Annotated in this window: 16 protein-coding genes; 10 read left to right on the top strand and 6 right to left on the bottom strand. The window is 64.3% G+C overall.

Features of this window, described 5'->3' with window-relative positions:
• From F6X62_RS19645 to F6X62_RS19630, 4 genes are all read right to left on the bottom strand, one after another.
• On the bottom strand, nt 1-630 hold the full coding sequence (locus F6X62_RS19645) for a pseudouridine synthase (protein ID WP_054892833.1): 630 nt from the start codon (nt 628-630) through the stop codon (nt 1-3).
• Nucleotides 631-636: 6 nt separating this feature from the next.
• Nucleotides 637-2,139: an AMP nucleosidase gene (gene amn, locus F6X62_RS19640; RefSeq protein ID WP_178117571.1), complete on the bottom strand. Its 1,503-nt coding sequence runs from the start codon at nt 2,137-2,139 to the stop codon at nt 637-639.
• A 145-nt stretch (nt 2,140-2,284) separates the two neighbouring features.
• Complete coding sequence (locus F6X62_RS19635; RefSeq protein WP_153774465.1) at nt 2,285-3,928, bottom strand: acyl-CoA dehydrogenase family protein; 1,644 nt, start codon at nt 3,926-3,928, stop codon at nt 2,285-2,287.
• Nucleotides 3,929-4,027: 99 nt separating this feature from the next.
• Entirely contained in the window at nt 4,028-6,016 is a 1,989-nt protein-coding gene (locus tag F6X62_RS19630) for a hybrid sensor histidine kinase/response regulator (RefSeq protein WP_153774464.1), read from the bottom strand.
• 264 nt (nt 6,017-6,280) lie between these two features.
• Between F6X62_RS19630 and F6X62_RS19625 the strand changes: the two genes are divergently transcribed.
• The 8 genes from F6X62_RS19625 to lnt all read left to right on the top strand — a co-directional run bounded on the left by F6X62_RS19625 (nt 6,281) and on the right by lnt (nt 13,792).
• Nucleotides 6,281-7,078, top strand: coding sequence for a hydroxymethylpyrimidine/phosphomethylpyrimidine kinase (locus F6X62_RS19625; protein WP_065861613.1), 798 nt, complete (start codon nt 6,281-6,283; stop codon nt 7,076-7,078).
• Between the two features lie 14 nt (nt 7,079-7,092).
• A complete protein-coding gene (gene thiE / locus F6X62_RS19620) occupies nt 7,093-7,716 on the top strand; it encodes a thiamine phosphate synthase (RefSeq protein ID WP_153774463.1) in 624 nt (207 codons plus the stop codon).
• 17 nt (nt 7,717-7,733) lie between these two features.
• Nucleotides 7,734-9,017: a glutamate-1-semialdehyde 2,1-aminomutase gene (hemL, locus tag F6X62_RS19615; RefSeq protein ID WP_054892828.1), complete on the top strand. Its 1,284-nt coding sequence runs from the start codon at nt 7,734-7,736 to the stop codon at nt 9,015-9,017.
• Between the two features lie 232 nt (nt 9,018-9,249).
• Nucleotides 9,250-9,801 carry a tetratricopeptide repeat protein gene (locus F6X62_RS19610; RefSeq protein ID WP_153774462.1) on the top strand — a complete coding sequence of 184 codons (552 nt, stop codon included), beginning with the start codon at nt 9,250-9,252 and terminating at the stop codon, nt 9,799-9,801.
• Nucleotides 9,802-9,932: 131 nt separating this feature from the next.
• Entirely contained in the window at nt 9,933-10,931 is a 999-nt protein-coding gene (locus F6X62_RS19605) for a PhoH family protein (protein ID WP_063542619.1), read from the top strand.
• Nucleotides 10,924-11,397: an rRNA maturation RNase YbeY gene (gene ybeY / locus F6X62_RS19600; RefSeq protein WP_153774461.1), complete on the top strand. Its 474-nt coding sequence runs from the start codon at nt 10,924-10,926 to the stop codon at nt 11,395-11,397. Before F6X62_RS19605 ends, ybeY begins: the two co-directional genes overlap by 8 nt.
• Nucleotides 11,398-11,426: 29 nt before the next feature.
• Nucleotides 11,427-12,266, top strand: a complete 840-nt coding sequence (locus tag F6X62_RS19595; RefSeq protein WP_054892824.1) for an HlyC/CorC family transporter — start codon at nt 11,427-11,429, stop codon at nt 12,264-12,266.
• Nucleotides 12,267-12,274: 8 nt separating this feature from the next.
• Entirely contained in the window at nt 12,275-13,792 is a 1,518-nt protein-coding gene (gene lnt / locus F6X62_RS19590) for an apolipoprotein N-acyltransferase (protein WP_153774460.1), read from the top strand.
• A gap of 110 nt (nt 13,793-13,902) precedes the next feature.
• Here lnt and F6X62_RS19585 read toward each other — a convergent pair whose 3' ends face one another.
• Nucleotides 13,903-14,664, bottom strand: a complete 762-nt coding sequence (locus tag F6X62_RS19585) for a YdcF family protein (RefSeq protein ID WP_153774459.1) — start codon at nt 14,662-14,664, stop codon at nt 13,903-13,905.
• Nucleotides 14,665-14,794: 130 nt separating this feature from the next.
• The gene (locus F6X62_RS19580) at nt 14,795-15,109 is read right to left on the bottom strand and encodes a hypothetical protein (protein ID WP_054892821.1); all 315 of its coding nucleotides are present in this window, start codon (nt 15,107-15,109) and stop codon (nt 14,795-14,797) included.
• 238 nt (nt 15,110-15,347) lie between these two features.
• Here F6X62_RS19580 and leuS point away from each other — a divergent pair, with 238 nt between their 5' ends.
• Both leuS and lptE read left to right on the top strand, forming a co-directional pair.
• The gene (leuS, locus tag F6X62_RS19575; RefSeq protein WP_153774458.1) at nt 15,348-17,954 is read left to right on the top strand and encodes a leucine--tRNA ligase; all 2,607 of its coding nucleotides are present in this window, start codon (nt 15,348-15,350) and stop codon (nt 17,952-17,954) included.
• Nucleotides 17,955-18,014: 60 nt separating this feature from the next.
• On the top strand, nt 18,015-18,620 hold the full coding sequence (gene lptE, locus F6X62_RS19570) for an LPS assembly lipoprotein LptE (protein ID WP_054892819.1): 606 nt from the start codon (nt 18,015-18,017) through the stop codon (nt 18,618-18,620).
• Nucleotides 18,621-18,629 lie beyond the last annotated feature (9 nt).

The following is an 18,629-nucleotide window of genomic DNA, read 5'->3' as shown; positions in this document are numbered from 1 at the left end:
CTATAGCCGTGCCGGCACCTCGCGCCAGCAGCCCTGCTCCAGCCCATCGAGGCTCCAGTCACCGATCCGGACCCGCACCAGACGCAAGGTCGGTAGCCCCACTGCCGCCGTCATCCGTCGCACCTGGCGGTTGCGCCCTTCGCGGATCACCAGTTCCAGCCAATGGGTGGGAATGCTCTTGCGAAAGCGTACCGGCGGGTTGCGCGGCCAAAGCGCTGGCTCCTCCAGAAGACGTGCCTCGGCCGGCAGAGTCTTGCCGTCGTTGAGTTCGACTCCATCGCGCAAACGCTGCAACTGCTCTTCGCTCGGCTCGCCTTCGACCTGCACCCAATAGGTCTTGGGCAATTTGTGCTTCGGGTCGGCAATGCGCGCCTGCAAACCGCCGTCGTTGGTCAGCAGCAGCAGCCCCTCGCTGTCACGGTCCAGACGCCCCGCGGGGTAGATGCCCGGGATATCGATGAAGTCCTTGAGCGTGGCGCGCCCCTGGTCGTCGCTGAACTGGGTCAGCACATCGAAGGGCTTGTTGAACAGGATCAGGCGAGGCTCGGCCGGCGGCGCCTTGGGCGGGCGACGCGGGCCGGAAGGACGCGCCGCCGGGCGGCGCGGTTTGGAGCGGGGTGGCAGGGGCATGGATCCTCAGCGGAACGGCGGCTCATCGAAGCTGCGCAGTTTACGCGAGTGCAGCGAGTTGAGCTCGGTGCGCAGCAGGTCGAGGGCAGCGATGCCGATCTTCAGATGCTGGCTGACCGCACGGTTGTAGAAGGCGTTCGCCGAGCCCGGCAGCTTGATCTCGCTGTGCAGTGGCTTGTCGGAAACGCACAGCAAGGTGCCGTAGGGCACACGCAGGCGATAACCCTGTGCCGCGATGGTGCCGCTCTCCATGTCCACCGCCACGGCGCGCGAAAGGTTGATCAGCGGGCGCTCCTGGGCCCAGCGCAGCTCCCAGTTGCGGTCGTCGTAGGTAAGCACGGTGCCGGTCCGCAGACGCTTTTTCAGTTGCTCGCCGCGCTCCCCGGTCACCTGCGCCGCCGCTTCCTGCAGCGCCAGCTGCACCTCGGCCAGGGCCGGGATCGGAATGTTCGGCGGCACCACGCGATCGAGGATGCCGTCGCGACGCATGTAGGCGTGGGCCAGCACGTAGTCGCCGATGGTCTGCGACTGACGCAGGCCGCCACAGTGGCCGATCATCAGCCAGCAGTGCGGACGCAGAACGGCCAGGTGGTCGGTGATGTTCTTGGCGTTGGACGGGCCGACACCGATGTTGACCAGGGTGATGCCATCACCGTCGGCGGCGATCAGGTGGTAGGCGGGCATCTGGTAGCGATGCCAGACCACACCAGCTACCAGAGCCTGGGCCTCGCCGTTGTCCATGCCCTTCTCGATCACGACATTGCCCGGCAGCACCATGCGCACGAAACGCGGATCCTGGCGCAACTGCTCGAGTCCATGGGCGATGAACTGGTCGACATAACGGTGGTAGTTGGTCAGCAGGATCCACGGCTGCATGTGGCGCCAGTCACTGCCGGTGTAGTGCACCAGTCGACGTAGCGAAAAGTCCACACGGGCGGCGTCGAACAGCGCCAGTGGCAGCGTCTCGGCGCTTTCCCAGTCGTACAGGCCATCGGCGATGTTGTCAGTGGCGGCAGACAGGTCGGTGCTGGGGAACACCCGCGCCAGCTGCGCGGCAGTGATGCCGCTGCCGGCCAGTTCGTCGCCCTGGTCGACCACATAGGGATACGGGATGTTCTGCTCGCTGACACCCACTTCCACCGTCACGGTGTAGTCGCTCATCAACGGGCGTAGCTGCTCCAGCAGATAACCGCGGAAGGCGGCCGGCTGGGTGACGGTGACGCTGTAGGTCCCGGCGACCTGCACCTTGGCATAGGCGCGCGTGGTGGCGGCAACTTCGCCCTGGCTGTAGTAGGTGAGGCGCAGGGCCGGATAGCGGAACTGGGCGCGCTGGTCTTCGTCCGGCTCGGTGCGGTCCTTGAGGTAACGCTTGAGGGCCTGGCTGAGGGCCCCGGTGGCCTGTTCATGCAGGGCCGCCAGACGATCGACGGCCTGTTCGGGGGTATCAACGACTACAAAGGCTTGGCTCACGCTGGGCTTCCTGTCTTGGAGTGCATGCAGGGTTTCCATCTTGCCTGCCTTCGGCGCTAAAAACACCCCCGGTGGTAAATGGCGACCCCTTCGCGGGTAAACCCGCTCCCACAGGTGCTGCGCTGTATTTGAAACCAGCGGTGAACGTGTGGGAGCGGGTTTACCCGCGAAGAGGCCAACGCAATCAGAGCGGCGTGGCCCGCGCCACCAAGGCCTGGGCATCGACGCCACGCGGCAACGCGCCATACACCAGGCCGCCCGTGCCCAGGCGACTGCCGATAAATGCATCACTCACGGTGGCATTGCCCGCCTCGAGCAGCAGCTTGGCCTGAATCGCCACGGCGATGTCCTCGGTCAACTGGCGTGCCCGGTACTGGATGTCGCTGGTGTCGGCGAAGGCCCCCTTGAGGTTGCCGATGTGCGCAGCCAGCCGCGGATCGCCATGGCCATCCCCCAGCTCGACGAACAGGGCCTCGAGCACGCCCGGCTCCTTGGACAGCGCACGCAGCACATCCAGGCACTGCACATTGCCCGAGCCCTCCCAGGTGGAGTTGACCGGCGCCTCGCGGTACAGCCGTGGCAGGATGCTGTCCTCGACATAACCGGCGCCGCCCAAGCATTCGGCCGCTTCGTTGATCATCGCCGGGGCACGCTTGCAGATCCAATACTTGCCCACCGCCGTGACCAGACGGGCGAAATGCGCCTGCTGCGGATCGTCGAGCTGATCCAGCGCCTGGCCCATGCGCAGACTCAGGGCCAACGCTGCTTCGCTTTCCAGCGCCAGATCAGCGAGCACGTTCTGCATCAGGGGTTGCTCGCTGAGCAGCTTGCCGCCGACCTTGCGGTGCGCGCAGTGATGGGTGGCCTGGGTCAGGGCCTGGCGCATCAAGGCACTGGAGCCGACCATGCAGTCGAAGCGGGTCATGGCCACCATCTCGATGATGGTCGGCACGCCGCGCCCCTCCTCACCGATCATCCAGGCCAGGGCACCCCGAAACTCGACCTCGCTGGAAGCGTTCGATACATTGCCCAGTTTGTTCTTCAAGCGCTGGATGTAGAACTGGTTGCGCTGATCGTCCGGTCGATGGCGCGGCAGCAGGAAGCAACTCAGGCCTTTTTCGGTCTGCGCCAAGGTCAGGAAGGCATCGCACATCGGCGCCGAACAAAACCATTTGTGCCCCACCAGCTCGTAGGCCTGCCCCGGTCCGGGCGTGCCGATCGGATAGGCGCGGGTGGTGTTGGCACGCACGTCGGTGCCGCCCTGCTTCTCGGTCATGGCCATGCCAATGGTCACCCCGGCCTTGTGCCGGTCACCGATGTTGCGCGGATCGTACTCACGCGCCAGTACCTTGGGTAGCCAGTATTCGGCCAGCTCCGGCTGCAGGCGCAGCGCCGGCACGGCGGCAAAGGTCATGGTCAAGGGGCAGCCGGTGCCGGCTTCGGCCTGGCTATGCAGGTAGGTCATCGAGGCCCGGGCCACATGGGCGCCAGCGCGCGGCTCCGCCCACGGCAGCGAGGGCAGGCCATGCTCGACCGCAGTGCGCATCAGCTCGTGGTAGGCCGGATGGAAGGTCACCAGGTCGATGCGGTGCCCATAACGGTCGTGGCTGCTGAATTCGGGTTTGTGGGCATTGGCCAGGAACCCTGCAGCCATCAGCGGCCCGCCCGCCAAGGCACCATAGGCATCGATCCGCGCCTCGGCCCATCCCGCCCCGAAACGCCTCGACCATTCCTGCAACGGGACATCGAGGCGGTACAGATTGGCGCCGTCGAGCGGCGGCGGCTGGTTGGTGACTTCGTGGGTTTCGGCGTACTGGTGCAGGTTCATGGGCGGCTCCTGGATCCGAAGTGGCCTGGAAGGTCCAGTGAAGCACTCATTACCTATGAGTCAAAGTGGCAAAAGCGCCGATTCTGGTGACCCGACCTACTAAGCCCCAGGCCCGGAAGCCATTCGCCCGGCAGGGGCCTGCACCTGGGCCACGGCCACCGTCATCGCCAGTTCGAAGCGGCTGCCCAGGCCACGCGTCGACTCATGGGACAGGCGCGCGCCGATGAGCTCGCCCAACTGGCGACAGATAGACAAGCCGATCCCCAGGCCGCCATAGCGCCGGGTCATGGAACCATCGACCTGGAAAAAGCGCTGGTACAGGATGGCCTGGTCCAGATCGTCGAAGCCGATGCCGCTGTCGCTGACCGTCACACTCAGCGCCAGGCTGTCGGGGCCGATCCGGCGACCGCGGGCCTGGATCATCACACCGCCCTGATGGGTGAATTTCAACCCGTTGTCCACCAGGCAGGCGAGGCAGCGGGCAAGCTTTTGCGCATCGCACACCAGGCTGTCGGGCAGGTCCGCAGGCACGTCCAGGCTCAGGTACAACCCCTTGCCCAGGGCCTGCCCGGCATACCCTGCCCGCAGCTCCTGCAACAGTCGCCGAAGGCTGAACGGTGCGCCGTGAGCGCGCAGACGGCCCGCCTGGAGTTCGGTGAGGATCAGGATGTCGTCGACCATCGCCATCATGTCCTGTGCCGAACCCACGGCCGTGCGGTGATATTGCGCCTGCTCGGCGCCCATGGGCAGGGTCTGCATCAGTTCCAGCGAACCGATCACGCCGTTCATCGGTGTGCGCAGCTCATGGGTGACGGTGGCGAGGAATTCATCCTTGAGTCGATTGCTGCGCGCCAGTTGCTGATTGAGCTGCTCGAGTTTTCGGCCGCTGTCACGCAACGCCCGCGACTGTTCCTCGCGCAGGCGGTTGATGCGATCGGCCAGGGCCAGCGACAGCAGCGCTACTTCCAGTGCCGCGCCGATCTGGCTGGCGTACATGGTCAGGAACACATTGGGCAGGTAGCCCAGCACCATCACCGTATTGACCAGCCCGCCGAGCAGAAACGCCGTCCAGGCAATGACGAACCAGCGCGCAACGCGCACGCCACGCCGCCAGGCCATCACACCGACAGCAAACACACTCACCGTGAAGGTCAGCGCCAACGCCGTGGCCATGCGCAGCGCCACGCCATAGGAGAAGCTTACGGCCAGCAGCATCACCAGCACACCCCAGGCCATCAACAGCAACAACAGACGGTCGAACCCCGGGCTGAGGCGACGCACCTGCAGGAAGTGGCGGGTGAACTGGCAGCCGAACAGACCGGCCGCACCGATGAACAATGGCGTGGCGGCGTTGGTCCACCAGGGGCTGTCAGGCCAGAAGTAAGCGACCCCGGCACCGTTCACCGAGATCTGATACAGGCCGAACGCACCTATATAAAGGATGTAGTAGAGATAGCTGACATCGCGCACGCTCAGATAGATGAACAGGTTGTAGACCAACATCACCAGCAGTACGCCGTAGATCATGCCCAGTACGTAGAAGCGCCCCGGCTGCGACTCGATGTAGGCCTCGGCCGACCAGAGGGTCAACGGCGCCTGCACCGATCCCTGGCTGTGCAGGCGCAGGTAGACCGTGGTGGTCTGCTCGCGGGGCAAAGGCAGCTCGAACAGGTAGTTGTTCTGCCGGATCTGCCGACTGGCGTAGGGCAAGGCATCGCCGGTGCGTTGCGCCAGGCGCCATTTGCCCTCCCCGTCAGGCAGGTAGAGTTCCAGGTGATCCAACGGAGGGTAGGCCAGTTCCAGCAACCATTGGCGGGGCGCGGCTGCTGGCAGACCGACAGGACGCAGGTCGAGTTTCAGCCAGAACACCGACGTCGAGTAGCCGGCATTGAGTACGTCCTGGGTGTGCGTGCGAAAGCGCGAGGCGAACGCTGGCGCGCTGACCTGGTCGATGCTGGCGCTGCCATCCACGTCTTCGTAGACCTGCATCAGCTTGCCCAAGGGGAGTTGCCGGGTAGCATCGTCGAAATCGACCGCTCCGGCGAGCAGGGGCAGGCAGCCCAAGAGCACAATCAGGAAATAGCGCATACAGCCCCAGCATGGTCTGCGCGGTTGCGTCGTGATTGCCTCCCATCCCTTTGAGACGACGAAACCCGGCAGCGCCGTTAATAGAGTTATCCGAGCACTCTAGCATAGCCTTGGGAGCCGTCCAGCAGCCACTGTCAATTTGCCATAAAGCGCTCTAGAACGGTAATTTCAGGCATTACCACAGATTCAAGTTGACCAAATGGTCAACTAAATTGCCGCACTCGCCGATTCGCGCAAAGGGGTTTGATGGTAAGCTCGCCGACCATGAATACCTACAGCTCCCGCCCCGTTGTCCTCTGTCTCTCCGGCCACGACCCCAGTGGCGGTGCAGGCCTGCAGGCAGATATCGAAGCCCTGATCGCCCAAGGCTGTCACGCCGCCCCTGCCGTGACCGCACTGACCGTCCAGGATACCGTCAACGTTTCCGACTTCCGCGTGCTCGACCGCGAGTGGGTGCTGGCCCAGGCCAACGCCGTGCTGGCCGACTCCAGCGTGGCAGCGGTCAAGCTGGGCATGCTCGGCTCGACCGAGATGGTCGATACCGTCGCCGAACTTCTCGCCGCGCATCCGCACCTGCCGCTGGTCTGCGATCCGGTGCTGCGTGCCGGTGGTGGCGGCCGCCTGGGCAAGGACGAGGTCGGCTACGCCCTACGCGAGCGTCTGCTGCCGCGGGCCACCATCGCCACGCCCAACCTGCCCGAGGCACGCATCCTTGCCGAACTGCCGAACGGCAGCGCAGACGAATGCGCAGAGAAACTTCTGCCGTTTTGCGAGCATCTTCTGATTACCGGCGGCCATGGCGACGAGGTGGAAATTCACAACCGTCTGTACAGCCGCAGCGGCCAGCAACACACTTGGACCTGCCAGCGCCTGCCCGGCAGCTACCATGGTTCAGGCTGCACGCTGGCCAGCGCCCTGGCCGGTCGCCTGGCGTTGGGCGAGCAGCTCGAAAGTGCGGTGCGCAGCGCCCTGGACTACACCTGGCGCACGCTGCGCGACGCCGAGCAACTGGGCAAGGGCCAGTACGTGCCCCGCCGCCTGCCCCTGGACTTCTGCTCCTGATACGAGGCCATCACATGAAGCTACGCGGCCTGTACGCGATCACCGACAGCCAACTGCTCGCCGGCCGTTTCCTTTCGCATGTCGAGGCAGCGCTCAAAGGCGGTGTCTGCCTGCTGCAGTACCGCGACAAGGGTGACGATGCGGCGCGGCGCCTGCGCGAGGCCGAAGCGCTGATGCGACTCTGCGAACGCTACGGCACCCAGTTGATCATCAACGATGACGCCGAGCTGGCCGCGCGCCTGGGCGTCGGCGTGCATCTGGGGCAGACCGACGGCCCGCTCACACCCGCCCGTGCCTTGCTTGGGCGCAACGCCATCATTGGCTCGACCTGCCATGCCAGCCTCGACCTGGCCGCACAGGCCGCCAGCGAAGGCGCAAGCTACGTGGCCTTCGGCCGCTTCTTCAATTCCCTGACCAAGCCCGGCGCCCCGGCCGCCCGCCTCGAACTGATCGAGCAGGCTCGCGCCCAGGTCAAGCTGCCGATCGCAGTGATCGGTGGTATCACCCTCGACAACGCCGCCCCGCTGGTCGCCCATGGAGCCGACCTGCTGGCGGTGATCCACGGCCTGTTCGGTGCCGACAGCGCGCAGGAAGTCACCCGCCGCGCCCGCGCCTTCAACGCCCTGTTCGCTTCCTGATTTCGAGAGAAGATCCCATGTCCCGTTCCGAAACCCTGTTCGCCCAAGCCCAGAAGCACATTCCCGGCGGCGTCAACTCGCCGGTGCGCGCCTTCAAGAGCGTCGGCGGCACCCCGCTGTTCTTCAAACATGCCGAAGGCGCCTATGTGGTCGATGAAGACGACAAGCGCTACGTCGACTACGTCGGTTCCTGGGGCCCGATGATCCTCGGCCACGGTCACCCGGACGTACTGGACGCGGTACGCCGTCAGCTGGAGCACGGCCTGTCGTACGGTGCGCCGACCGCCATGGAAACCGAGATGGCCGACCTGGTCTGCTCGATCGTGCCGTCCATGGAGATGGTGCGCATGGTCAGTTCGGGCACCGAAGCCACCATGAGCGCCATTCGCCTGGCCCGTGGCTACACCGGTCGCGATGCGATCATCAAGTTCGAAGGCTGCTACCACGGCCACTCCGACAGCCTGCTGGTCAAAGCCGGTTCCGGCCTGCTCACCCAAGGCGTGCCGAGCTCGGCGGGCGTGCCGGCCGACTTCGCCAAGCACACACTGACCCTGCCGTTCAACGACATCGCAGCCGTCGAGAAGACCCTCGCCGACGTTGGCCAGACAGTGGCCTGCATCATCGTCGAGCCGGTAGCCGGCAACATGAACTGTGTACCGCCGGCGCCAGGCTTCCTCGAAGGCCTGCGCGCGCTGTGCGACAAGCACGGTGTGGTGCTGATTTTCGATGAAGTGATGACCGGTTTCCGCGTATCGCTGGGTGGCGCCCAGGGCCACTACGGCATTACCCCGGACCTGTCGACCTTCGGCAAGATCGTCGGTGGCGGCATGCCGGTAGGCTGCTTCGGCGGCAAGCGCGAGATCATGGGTTGCATCGCCCCGCTCGGCCCGGTCTACCAGGCAGGCACCCTGTCGGGCAACCCGCTGGCGATGGCCGCCGGCCTGACCACCCTCAAGCTGATCAGCCGCCCGGGCTTCCACGACGAGCTGAGCGCCTTCACCAGCCGCATGCTCGACGGCCTGCAACAACGCGCCGATGCTGCCGGCGTGCCGTTCGTCACCACCCAGGCAGGTGCGATGTTCGGCCTGTACTTCACCGGTGCCGACGACATCGTCACCTTCGACGATGTGATGGCCAGCGACGCAGAGCGCTTCAAGCGCTTCTTCCACCTGATGCTCGAGGGCGGTGTGTACCTGGCACCGAGTGCGTTCGAAGCGGGCTTCACCTCCATCGCCCATGGCGAGAAAGAGCTGCAGATCACCCTGGATGCGGCCGAGCGGGCATTTGCCAAGCTGAAGTGACCCACCTGATGGCCTCATCGCGGGACAAGCCCACCTCCACTGCTACCGTCTGTGGAGGTGGGTTTGTCCCGCGATGAGGCTGCTTCAGAGCAAAACGTGAGCCCCATCACAAGTCGCACAAATACACCTCGATGCAGAATTTCGAGTAAAACTTTGTAAGGTTGGCGCTGCTTATCCCATAATGTGCCACCAGAGACATTGGCCGCAGCTTTGCAGAGGTAAGTCGATCCCCATGAACCGCACCGGCCGCGCCCTCACCCTGGGCTGCCTGTTGCTTCTTCAGCCCCTGCTGGTCCTGGCAGAGGGCGGTAACTCGTTGCTGATTCCAGCGACGGGCCGCTGCACTCTCAATGCCCAGCCGCAAGACCTGGAGAATGCGCTGAAAGCCTGCGCGCAAAGTGCGGAATCCGGCGATGCCCAGGCGCAGTATGAACTGGGCGAGTTCTACTACACCGGCAACCAGGCCCCCAAGGACCTGAACAAGGCACTGAACTGGTTCGAGAAAGCCTCGCTGCAGGGCCACGCCCAGGCCCAGTATCGTCTGGGCGGCATGTTCTTCCATGGCGAGGGGGTCAAGGCCAACAACGTCCAGGCCTATATCCTGCTGAAGATCGCTGCGGTCAACGGCGCCGAAGACGCGCTGGACATGGCCGACGAAGTCACCGAGCAGATGCCCCGCGACGAACTCGAGCATGCCACGCAAGTGCTCGGGCAGATCTTCCGCAAGTACCTTCTGGAGCTGCAAAGCGCCGAAGGGCGCACGCCGTTCTCGCCGCTGCCCTGATCCGATCATCCAATCGTCAAATGGTGCTGGCAGACTGTCAGCCTTGCCCTTGATCGTTTCAGATCTTTCGCCACTGTCGCTCAAGGGTTATTCTTGAGTTCATATCCCTCGTCGAGCGCCTTGAACCGACCTTGAACGCACCCATACAACCCCATCGCTTCACCCTCGAACCCTTCGAGGCCCACCGTTTCGCCAACTTGTGTGGCCAGTTCGACGAGCACCTGCGCCTGATCGAACAACGCCTGGCCATCGAGATCCGCAACCGCGGCAATCAGTTCGAACTGATCGGCGAGCCCAAGACCACCTCCGCCGCCGAACAGCTGCTGCGCCGTCTCTATCGCGAGACCAAGGCCACCGACCTGTCGCCGGAAACGGTCCACCTCTATCTCCAGGAGTCGGCGGTCGAGAACATCGACAATCCCGCCGTCAACGAAGTCAGCGTCTCGCTGCGCACGCGCAAGGGCAACATCCGCCCGCGCGGGGCCAACCAGCAGCGCTACGTCAAGGAAATCCTGGCCAACGACATCAACTTCGGCATCGGCCCGGCCGGCACCGGCAAGACATACCTGGCCGTGGCCTGCGCCGTCGATGCGCTGGAGCGCGAGCAGGTGCGCCGCATCCTGCTGGTACGCCCGGCGGTCGAAGCCGGCGAGAAGCTCGGCTTCCTGCCCGGCGACCTGGCCCAGAAGATCGACCCTTACCTGCGCCCGCTGTACGACGCCCTCTACGAGATGCTCGGCTTCGAGCACGTGGCCAAGCTGATCGAGCGCCAGGTGATCGAGATCGCCCCGCTGGCCTACATGCGCGGCCGCACGCTGAACAACAGTTTCATCATCCTCGACGAAAGCCAGAACACCACCCTCGAGCAGATGAAGATGTTCCTCACCCGCATCGGCTTCGGCTCGACTGCTGTGATCACCGGCGACATCACTCAGGTCGACCTGCCGCGTGGCACCAAGTCGGGGCTGGCCCACGTGATCGAAGTGCTCAGGGACGTCCCGGGCATCAGTTTCACCCATTTCCAGCCCAAGGACGTGGTACGCCATCCGCTGGTGCAGCGCATCGTCGAAGCCTACGATCGCTTCGAAGCCCGTCAGGCCAAGCCCGAGGCGCCCGCCAAAGATGCTTGAACTCGATCTGCAACGGGCCACCGATACCCCCGCCCCGGACGACGCGGCATTCCGCCGCTGGTGCGAGCTGGCATTGCGCCAGCGCAGCGCCGACTCGGAAATGACCATCCGCCTGGTCGACGAGGCCGAGGGCCGCGAACTGAACAACACCTACCGGCACAAGGACTACGCGACCAACGTATTGTCCTTCCCTGCTGACGTGCCCGATGAACTGCTGGATATTCCGCTGCTGGGCGACCTGGTCATCTGCGTGCCGGTGGTCGAGCGCGAAGCCAGCGAACAAGGCAAGGCGCTGGAGGCACACTGGGCGCACCTGGTCATTCACGGCTGCCTGCACCTGCTCGGCTACGACCACATCGACGACGATGAGGCCGAGGAAATGGAAGCCCTGGAACGCGAATTGCTGGCCGAACTGGGTCATCCTGACCCGTACGCCGATGACGACACCGATTCAATCACCCCTTGATCACTGCAAAGGAACACGAGTAAACCGCCATGAGCGAAGATCGATCGAGCAACGGGCAGAAGTCCTGGCTGGGTAAACTGACCCAGGCTTTTGCCCATGAGCCGAAAAACCGCCAGGAGCTCCTCGAGCTGCTGCGCGAAGCCCATCAGAACAAGCTGCTCGACAGCGAAGCGTTGACCATCGTCGAAGGTGCCATCCAGGTCGCTGACCTGCAGGTACGCGACATCATGGTCCCGCGCTCGCAGATGATCAGCATCAAGGCCAGCCAGTCCCCACGCGAATTCCTGCCGGCGGTGATCGACGCCGCGCACTCGCGCTACCCGGTGATCGGTGAAAGCCATGACGATGTGCTCGGGATCCTGCTGGCCAAGGACCTGCTGCCGCTGATCCTCAAGGAGAACGGCGACAGCTTCAACATCAAGGACCTGCTGCGCCCGGCCACCTTCGTGCCGGAGTCCAAGCGCCTGAACGTGCTGCTGCGCGAGTTCCGCGCCAACCACAATCACATGGCCATCGTCATCGACGAATACGGCGGCGTCGCGGGCCTGGTAACCATCGAGGACGTGCTCGAGCAGATCGTCGGCGACATCGAGGACGAGCACGACGTCGAGGAAGACAGCTACATCAAGCCGCTGCCCAGTGGCGACTTCCTGGTAAAAGCGCTCACGCCGATCGAGAACTTCAACGAGTTCTTCGACAGCGAGTTCTCCGACGATGAGTTCGACACTGTCGGCGGCCTGGTCATGAGCGCCTTTGGTCACCTGCCAAAGCGCAACGAGACCACCGAAATCGGCGCCTATCGCTTCCGCATCCTCAATGCCGACAGCCGCCGGATACACTTGCTGCGCCTGACCCCGATCACCCGCTAAGGACGAACATGCGCTGGATCACCCGCCCCGGCTGGCCCGGTAACCTGCTGGCCATGGTGGCCGGCGCTTCCACCTCCCTGGCCCTGGCGCCCTTCGACATCTGGCCGATCGCCTTGCTGGCGATCATGCTGTTCTACCTTGGCCTGCGCGAGCTCAGCCCGCGCCAGGCTTTGGGTCGCGGCTGGTGCTATGGGTTCGGCCTGTATGGCGCTGGCACCAGCTGGATCTACGTCAGCATCAATACCTACGGCGGGGCGTCGCCCTTGCTGGCGATCCTGCTGCTGGTGGCATTCTTCGCCGCCATCGCCTGGTTCTTCGCCCTGCCCGCCTGGCTCTGGGCGCGCTGGCTGCGGCGCAACGAGGCACCACTGGCTGACGCCCTGTGCTTCGCCGCCCTGTGGCTGTTACAGGAGGCGTTCCGCGGCTGGTTCCTGACTGGTTTCCCCTGGCTCTACGCCGGCTACAGCCAGCTTGAAGGTCCGCTGGCGGGGCTTGCGCCACTGGGGGGCGTCTGGCTGATTTCCTTCGCCCTGGCGCTGTCTGCCGCACTGCTGTGCAACCTGCACCGTTTGCGGGCACGCCCGGCCTTCCTCGCGGTGGGCGCACTGCTGCTGGTCGCCCCGTGGGGCATCGGCCTGGCACTCAAGGACCACGCCTGGACCCGACCGGCCGGCGAGCCACTGAAAGTGGCTGCGGTGCAGGGTAACGTCGAGCAGGACCTGAAATGGGACCCGGCCCACGTCAACGCCCAACTGGCGCTGTACCGCGACATGAGCCTGAGCTCCAAGCCGGTCGACCTGTTGATCTGGCCCGAGACCGCAGTACCGGTGCTCAAGGACCAGGCCCAGGGCTACATCGACATGATGGGCAGCTTCGCCTCTGGCCGTCATTCGGCGCTGATCACCGGGGTGCCGATCCGCGAAGTGGTGCACCACCAGCGCCGCTACTACAACGGCATCACCGTGACCGGCGAAGGCGACGGCACCTACCTCAAGCAGAAGCTGGTGCCATTTGGCGAGTACGTACCGCTGCAGGACGTGCTGCGCGGGCTGATCGAGTTCTTCAACCTGCCGATGTCCGACTTCGCCCGCGGGCCGGAAGACCAGCCTCTGCTGCAGGCCAAGGGCTATCAGATAGCGCCGTACATTTGCTACGAAGTGGTCTACCCGGAATTCGCCGCAGAGCTGGCAGCACAGAGCGATCTGCTGCTGACCATCAGCAACGACACCTGGTTCGGCACCTCGATCGGCCCGTTACAGCACCTGCAGATGGCACAGATGCGCGCACTCGAGGCGGGCCGCTGGATGATCCGCGCCACCAACAATGGTGTAACGGCCCTGATCGACCCGTTCGGCAGGATCACCACCCAGATTCCGCAGTTCCAGAAGGCGATTCTGTATGGTGATGTGGTGCCGATGCAGCAGCTCACGCCTTACCTGCAGTGGCGCTCGTGGCCATTGGCAATCGTCTGCGTGCTGCTGATGGGCTGGGCGCTGCTGGCAGCCAGGATCGCCAGAGCCCTCTAACGGGCTTTTTTCATGGGCAAGCCCGCTCCCACAGGCACTGCAAGGTCTTAAGGACCCAGTGCCTGTGGGCGCGCGCTCCCCTTGAAGAGACCAGCACAGCGTTTGCCACATCAATAGAACAATCGATATCCCAGCAGCCCTACCGCCTCGTTGAGCAACTGCCCGCTCTGCCAGATCGCCCGGCTTTCCGGCAGCAGCCCGGCAAACGGTCGTGCATGATCGCCCCCCAGGAACCCCACTGGCGCGGGCACCACTTCGAACCCCACCTGCTCGAAGCTCCAGCGTGAGCGTTGCATGTGCCAGGCCTGGGTCACCACCACCACACGGCGCAGGCCCAACGGCTGCAGAACATCGGCGCTGAAACGAGCGTTTTCCCAGGTCGTGCGGCTGGCCTCTTCCTTCCAGGCCACATCCACCCCGAAGTCAGCCTTGAGCCGATCGGCCATCAGTTGCGCCTCGCTCGGCGGCGTGCCGTAGTGCAGGCCGCCGGTGGTCAGCACCGGCAAGCCCGAAGCCTTGGCCAACTGCGCCGCATATCGCATGCGCTCCAACGCCGTGCCAGCGGGCTGGTCCTGTCCGCCCCAGGCCGGATCGCCACGCTCCCGGCCTGCGCCCAGGATCACGATGGCATCGGCACGCGCAGCCAACCCGGCCCACTCATCCAGTGCCAGGGGTGCCTCGGTTTCCAACGCCCGTGCCGACTCCTGTACCACCAACGGCAGGCTCATCAGCCACAAGCCCGCCAGCCCGATGACAAAGCACAACCCGGCCAGGCGCGGGCGGCGCTTGCGCAGCCACCAAGCTGCCAGCAGCAACAGGAACAGCAAGCCCGGCGGCATAAGCCACTGCTTGACGAAAAAACGAATCGGCATGCGCGCACCTCAATAGAAGAGGTGCAGCCTAAGAGGATCGACGCCGGGCAACAAGTGCGCGACCGGCGTCGATCAGAGTGGTGTATCGAAGAAGCGTCACGAAACGACGCGGGCCTGGTGTCCTGAACGGCTATCGGGAAGGTTGCGTTCTGGATCTGTCCATTGCAGCGGGGCGCTGCCGGTCCTTGAGCCAGACGATCTTGCCCTTGCCCGACTCCGGCTGAGGGTAGGCGCCGGCACTGGCGAAACGGCTCTCCGGAAGCGTGTCCAGATAAGCCTTGATCACCTGGAACTCCGCGGGGCTCAGGCCGCGCAGCTCCAATTCTGCTGGCATTTCGTCGCGCAGTCGCACCGAGGTTCTGGCCACTTCGAGTGCCAGGCCCAGTCGGTCGATCAGGCGTTCGTATAGCTCCGGTTTGATTGCGGTTAGCTGCGACTCTCCCATCCGTTCACCTCATTGAAGGTAAGAATATCTCCCCCCATAGATGAGCTTAGCGGCACTGAAAAAAGCAGCAGCCCGCTGCGACAAACGGCCCGCGCGGCGTCAATCGCATTCTGGGTTTCCCACGACGCGCGACGCTCATGTATGCTAGGCCGTTCACTCTCATCGACACCGGAGTGCCGGACGCAGCGAGGTTGCGCTGCCTGGAAACAAGGTCTCTTCACTCTCAGCAAAAGTAGCCATGCACGAACAATACCAGCCCCGTGATTTAGAAGCCGCCGCCCAGAACTTCTGGGACGAGCAACAATCGTTCGCTGTCACCGAACAGCAAGGCAAGGATACTTACTATTGCCTATCGATGTTCCCGTACCCGAGCGGCAAGCTACACATGGGCCACGTGCGCAACTACACCATCGGCGACGTCATTGCCCGCTACCAGCGCATGCTGGGCAAGAATGTCCTGCAGCCGATGGGCTGGGATGCCTTCGGCATGCCGGCGGAAAACGCGGCGATGAAGAACAACGTCGCCCCGGCCAAGTGGACCTACGAAAACATCGAATACATGAAGACCCAGCTCAAGAGCCTGGGTCTGGCCTTCGACTGGTCGCGTGAAGTCACCACCTGCAAGCCGGACTACTACCGCTGGGAGCAGTGGCTGTTCACCCGCCTGTTCGAAAAAGGCGTGATCTATCGCAAGAACGGGACCGTGAACTGGGACCCGGCCGACCAGACCGTGCTGGCCAACGAGCAGGTCATCGATGGCCGCGGCTGGCGTTCTGGCGCGCTGATCGAGAAGCGCGAAATCCCGATGTACTACTTCCGCATCACCGACTACGCCGACGAGCTGCTGGAAAGCCTCGACGAGCTGCCGGGCTGGCCCGAGCAGGTCAAGACCATGCAGCGCAACTGGATCGGCAAGTCGCGTGGCATGGAAGTGCAATTCCCCTACGACCAGGCGAGCATCGGTCACGAGGGCGCGCTGAAGGTCTTCACCACGCGTCCCGACACTCTGATGGGCGCCACCTACGTTGCCGTCGCCGCCGAGCACCCGCTGGCCACCCAGGCCGCCCAGGGCAACCCGGCGCTGCAAGCATTCATCGACGAATGCAAGAGCGGCAGCGTGGCCGAGGCCGACATGGCCACGCAAGAAAAGAAAGGCATGGCCACCTCGCTGCTGGTCGAGCACCCGCTCACCGGCGAGAAGCTGCCGGTCTGGGTCGCCAATTACGTGCTGATGCACTACGGCGATGGCGCGGTGATGGCTGTTCCGGCCCATGACGAGCGCGACTTCGAGTTCGCTCAAAAGTACAACCTGCCGGTCAAGGCCGTGGTGCGCACCAGCGCTGGCGACGAAGTCGGCAGCGAATGGCTGGCCGCCTATGGCGAGCACGGCCAACTGATCAACTCCGGCGAGTTCGACGGCCTGGACTTCGCCGGCGCCTTCGACGCCATCGAAGCCGCGCTGATCCGCAAGGACCTCGGCAAGTCGCGCACCCAGTTCCGCCTGCGCGACTGGGGTATCAGCCGCCAGCGCTACTGGGGCTGCCCGATCCCGATCATCCACTGCCCGTCCTGCGGCGACGTGCCGGTGCCGGAAGACCAGCTCCCGGTCGTGCTGCCAGAGAACGTAGTGCCGGACGGCGCTGGCTCGCCACTGGCGCGCATGCCCGAGTTCTATGAGTGCACCTGCCCGAAATGCGGCACCGCGGCCAAGCGCGAAACCGACACCATGGACACCTTCGTCGAATCGTCCTGGTACTTCGCCCGCTACGCCTCGCCCAACTACGAGGGTGGCCTGGTCGACCCGAAAGCGGCCAACCACTGGCTGCCGGTCGACCAGTACATCGGCGGTATCGAACACGCCATCCTGCACCTGCTTTACGCACGCTTCTTCCACAAGCTGATGCGCGACGAAGGCCTGGTCACCTCGAACGAGCCGTTCAAGAACCTGCTGACCCAAGGCATGGTCGTCGCCGAAACCTACTACCGCGTCGCCAGCAACGGCGGCCGTGACTGGTTCAACCCGGCCGACGTCGAGGTCGAGCGCGATGCCAAGGCGAAGATCATCGGCGCACGCCTGAAGACCGACGGCCTGCCGGTGGAAATCGGCGGCACCGAGAAGATGTCGAAGTCGAAGAACAACGGCGTCGACCCGCAGGCCATGATCGACGCCTACGGCGCCGACACCTGCCGTCTGTTCATGATGTTCGCCTCGCCGCCCGACATGAGCCTGGAGTGGTCCGACTCCGGTGTCGAAGGCGCGAGCCGCTTCCTGCGCCGTGTCTGGCGCCTGGCTCACGGCCATGTTGCCCAGGGCCTGCCAGGCAAGCTGGACATCGCTGCCCTGGACGACGCACAGAAGGTCATCCGCCGCGGCATCCACGCAGCAATCAAGCAAGCCAGCACCGACGTGGGTCAGTTCCACAAGTTCAACACCGCCATCGCCCAGGTGATGACCCTGATGAATGTCCTGGAAAAGGCTCCGCAAGCCAGCGAACAGGATCGCGCCCTGCTGCAGGAAGGCCTGGAGGCCGTCACCCTGTTGCTGGCACCGATCACCCCGCACCTCTCTCACGCACTGTGGAAGGAACTGGGCCACACCCAGGCGGTGATCGATGCTGGCTGGCCGACCGTCGACGAAAGCGCGCTGGTACAGGACACCATCACCCTGGTGGTCCAGGTCAACGGCAAGCTGCGTGGCCAGGTCGAAATGCCCGCTGCCGCCAGCCGCGAGGAAATCGAAGCCGCCGCCCGTAACAACGACAATGTCCTGCGCTTCCTCGATGGCCTGACCATCCGCAAGGTCATCGTGGTACCGGGCAAACTGGTCAACATCGTCGCCAACTGATGGCAACGCCCGCCCCTTAGACGCGGGGCGGGCGGAACAGGCCCACAAGGGAGCAACAACATGATCAAACGCAATCTGCTGGTAATAGGCCTGGCCGCCGTGCTCAGTGCCTGCGGTTTCCAGCTGCGCGGTACCGGCACCAACGAAATTGCCCTCAAGGAGCTGGACCTCGGTGCACGTAACGCCTACGGCGAGACCGTCACCCAACTGCGCCAGACCCTGCAGAACAGTGGTGTCAAGGTCCAGGCCGGCGCGCCCTACAAACTGGTACTGACCAACGAGCAGGACAGCCAGCGCGCGGCGACCTACTCCGGCGGCAGCCGCTCTGCTGAATACGAGCTGACCACCGTGCTGAACTACGAGGTTCAAGGTCAGAACGATGCAGTACTGCTCGCAGACAAGCTGGAAGTACGCAAGATCTATGTCTACGACGGCAACAACATCACCGGCTCCACCCAGGAAGCCACTCAGGTTCGCCAGGAAATGCGTCGCGACCTGGTGCAGGGCATGATGGTCCGCCTGCAGCAGCTTACTCCGGAACACCTGGCGCACCTTCAGCGCAAGGCTGACGAGCGTGCACGCGCCGAAGCCGAAGCCCTGAAAGAGGCCCAGCGCATTCAGGACAACACGCCCCAGCAATCGCCGCTGGAAGTCCCGGCCCATTGAGCCTGAACG

This window comes from Pseudomonas sp. MNR3A (assembly GCF_009650575.1).
Classification (GTDB): Bacteria; Pseudomonadota; Gammaproteobacteria; order Pseudomonadales; family Pseudomonadaceae; genus Aquipseudomonas; species Aquipseudomonas machongensis.
This window is presented reverse-complemented; position numbering and strand designations above follow the sequence as displayed.

What these genes read in the sequence shown, in the direction of transcription:
- hemL (WP_054892828.1), top strand. Translation starts at nt 7,734, where the DNA reads ATGTCCCGTTCCGAAACCCTGTTCGCCCAAGCCCAGAAGCACATTCCC.
- F6X62_RS19595 (WP_054892824.1), top strand. Translation starts at nt 11,427, where the DNA reads ATGAGCGAAGATCGATCGAGCAACGGGCAGAAGTCCTGGCTGGGTAAA.
- thiE (WP_153774463.1), top strand. Translation starts at nt 7,093, where the DNA reads ATGAAGCTACGCGGCCTGTACGCGATCACCGACAGCCAACTGCTCGCC.
- F6X62_RS19610 (WP_153774462.1), top strand. Translation starts at nt 9,250, where the DNA reads ATGAACCGCACCGGCCGCGCCCTCACCCTGGGCTGCCTGTTGCTTCTT.
- lnt (WP_153774460.1), top strand. Translation starts at nt 12,275, where the DNA reads ATGCGCTGGATCACCCGCCCCGGCTGGCCCGGTAACCTGCTGGCCATG.
- leuS (WP_153774458.1), top strand. Translation starts at nt 15,348, where the DNA reads ATGCACGAACAATACCAGCCCCGTGATTTAGAAGCCGCCGCCCAGAAC.
- amn (WP_178117571.1), bottom strand. Translation starts at nt 2,139, where the DNA reads ATGGAAACCCTGCATGCACTCCAAGACAGGAAGCCCAGCGTGAGCCAA.
- F6X62_RS19580 (WP_054892821.1), bottom strand. Translation starts at nt 15,109, where the DNA reads ATGGGAGAGTCGCAGCTAACCGCAATCAAACCGGAGCTATACGAACGC.
- lptE (WP_054892819.1), top strand. Translation starts at nt 18,015, where the DNA reads ATGATCAAACGCAATCTGCTGGTAATAGGCCTGGCCGCCGTGCTCAGT.
- ybeY (WP_153774461.1), top strand. Translation starts at nt 10,924, where the DNA reads ATGCTTGAACTCGATCTGCAACGGGCCACCGATACCCCCGCCCCGGAC.
- F6X62_RS19630 (WP_153774464.1), bottom strand. Translation starts at nt 6,016, where the DNA reads ATGCGCTATTTCCTGATTGTGCTCTTGGGCTGCCTGCCCCTGCTCGCC.
- F6X62_RS19585 (WP_153774459.1), bottom strand. Translation starts at nt 14,664, where the DNA reads ATGCCGATTCGTTTTTTCGTCAAGCAGTGGCTTATGCCGCCGGGCTTG.
- F6X62_RS19625 (WP_065861613.1), top strand. Translation starts at nt 6,281, where the DNA reads ATGAATACCTACAGCTCCCGCCCCGTTGTCCTCTGTCTCTCCGGCCAC.
- F6X62_RS19635 (WP_153774465.1), bottom strand. Translation starts at nt 3,928, where the DNA reads ATGAACCTGCACCAGTACGCCGAAACCCACGAAGTCACCAACCAGCCG.
- F6X62_RS19645 (WP_054892833.1), bottom strand. Translation starts at nt 630, where the DNA reads ATGCCCCTGCCACCCCGCTCCAAACCGCGCCGCCCGGCGGCGCGTCCT.